Genomic DNA, 2,482 nt, shown 5'->3' on the forward strand with positions numbered 1-2,482 from the left:
AACTCATTATTATTTGATGAATATTCATGTTCAATCCATTCTAAAAACTGAAAGAAACGCATATTGGGATGACACTCCCAAATTCCTCTTAATAGGCTCAATATTCTGCTTATTCTCGCCGGGTCTCTTTTCTTATCATTCATCTCAGGACATTCCACTCCTTTAGCCTGTTAAAAATTCAATAGGGGAAACTTAATGCTCTGTCCCTACTCTTATACCTCATCCCATTCTTTTAACAATTGTATTATCTCTGTCTGACTACTTCCATCCCAGCTATTCATTGCCCTCGCATAACATGTTTGGTCGATACTTCCACCGTTCCGTAAAAGAACTTCAGCTATCTGGTAAAACGAATAATAACAGGCGAGTTGCAAAGGTGTTCTCCCAATTGAATCCTTAATATTTGGATCAGCACCTAATTCCTCTAAAATGTATCGAGTCATTTCTAGATGGTTAAGAAAAACCGACACATGTAAAACGCTTTGTCCGTAATAACATAATTCATTTAAGCCACCATGTTCATCAAGATACTGCCCCAAACCAGCCCTATCATTTGTTGTAACAATCTTTATTAAGTCCATTTTTCCCCACCTTTTGCAAGACCCTTTCTCCCCCTTTAAAGGGAAAAAACCTGGGCTCTAAGCGAACGAAACCACCGTTAAACAAAAGATTATCCATGTACCTTCTCCTTTAAGGCAGTTAAGTTATTTGAAAAATGCCTACAACCAATCAATAAAAACTTTGCCTTTTTGTCGAAATATTTTAGGAAATTAGATTTTATATGATTAAGTTATCATATTTCTTCAATTTGACAACAAAAAGTAACGAGTTATTATTTCAATAAAATCTGGCTATCATTCGAACTTTCCATTTGAAAGCCCAATTAATCAAGTTCTAGGAAGATTTAGACATCTGCTGGACAAAAAAAAGAATGAACCTAGTCAAAATCTGTTAAATTTTGGAGTGGGTGCCAGCCAATTCTTTAAAGCACTCAACACTTATCTTATGTTTTAAAAGTGTAAACACATCAAAAACACAGGTATTGGTATATCAAGGAATATTAATGAAAAAGTGTTGAGATTATATACTATTTTTTATTGTTTTTTTCGGTTAAGTGTATACATAAATAATAATTGTTGTCACTGAGGAGAGAAATTTGGGAAAAGAAACAAACCGGACCCGTGCTGAATCCAGTTTGAGCTTGTAGCGAATTTATAACGGTAAAATCTAATTAGATAATGATTGAAAAATCCAATATATAATGTCTGTTTTCTCCTCTTTTCCCCTTCTGGATACTAACCCCGGTACCTACTCTAAAGTCGTGGGAAAGAGAGGGATCAGCTTCAACAACTTTTAAAGAAGAGTACTTGCTAGATATGGATTCTTCAGAACCCCATTATTTTTTTGCTCGTCATGAACCAAATCATTTATATAGGTCTTTATATCCTTGAATGACATTTCTTGTTTATATCCCTTTGATCCGTCTAACCATTGTACATTCATTAGTCTATCAAAAGTAGCTTCACAGCTACGACGTGGAAACCTTCCCAATGAAGAATCAAAAAAGCTCGAATGGGTAGAATAATGATGTGAATGAATAAATGCATCCCAAGTTTCTCTTAATTCTTCTTCAGGTTTTATATCAATTATTTCAATTTCTTCAAGACTTCTGTTATCCACCGCACCCCAGGCCTCTTTTAAGAGTTTAATTGCAGATACATCAGACTTTGGTGCACTGTATCCGAATATAGTAAACATATATGCCCTATTGAGATAATGTTTGGTAAGGTTCCAACTATCCCGTATAAAAGGATCATTGTTGTAATCCTTTTCTTTTACAGGATATAAGAGCTTAGTTGGTTCAAATGGTTTTCCACAAATAGAACAATGGCTGTAAATTAGCCCACCTCGCTTGTGTTCATTGCAAAGCCCAACAAAAACATTTCCATGTAAAAATGCTAACTCAGGAAGATTGTTAGTAATCCTTGAAACCCTTGTATAGGCTTGAAGTAATAATGGATCCCAATTAAAAGTAGCGACTAAATCTTTCTTGGTAAGGCTAAGCAATAAAAAGTCATAAACCGTAGGATCATCAGGTATTTCAAAGCTATAAAAGTATTCATATATTCTTTTTTCCAGTTCTTTAGTGATTTCGTCACATTCAGGGCGACTCTTTAGTTCAGAGTATATATCTTCTAAGTTATTACTTTTAGTCTTTAAACTCACCTTATCAATTGCATTCACCATTCCTAATTTCTCAATAAATCCATCCATGACAGAGGTCCGTTTATTGTTTTTATCTCCATTTGGAATGGCAGCAACACTTGCCCCTGCTCCTAGTAGAACTACATGTGGACGTTGTTTCATTATTATTTCAAACTCTTCTGCTTTCAATAAATTTTCACCTTTCCTGCTTTTAAAATTTCCCATCAACTACATTTTGTGTATAAACATTTTGACTTTTATTTTAATTTTCTTTTTA

At 34.2% G+C, this 2,482-nt stretch carries 2 protein-coding genes; both read right to left on the reverse strand.

Going from position 1 to position 2,482, the window contains the following annotated elements:
• Positions 1-212 precede the first annotated feature (212 nt).
• On the reverse strand, positions 213-581 hold the full coding sequence (locus GBH70_RS16200; protein WP_151681992.1) for an ankyrin repeat domain-containing protein: 369 nt from the start codon (positions 579-581) through the stop codon (positions 213-215).
• Positions 582-1,353: 772 nt separating this feature from the next.
• Positions 1,354-2,394, reverse strand: a complete 1,041-nt coding sequence (locus GBH70_RS16205; RefSeq protein WP_253694049.1) for an SIR2 family protein — start codon at positions 2,392-2,394, stop codon at positions 1,354-1,356.
• Between the last annotated feature and the right edge of the window lie 88 nt (positions 2,395-2,482).

This window comes from Weizmannia acidilactici, from assembly GCF_008974225.1.
Classification (GTDB): domain Bacteria; phylum Bacillota; class Bacilli; order Bacillales; family Bacillaceae_C; genus Weizmannia; species Weizmannia acidilactici.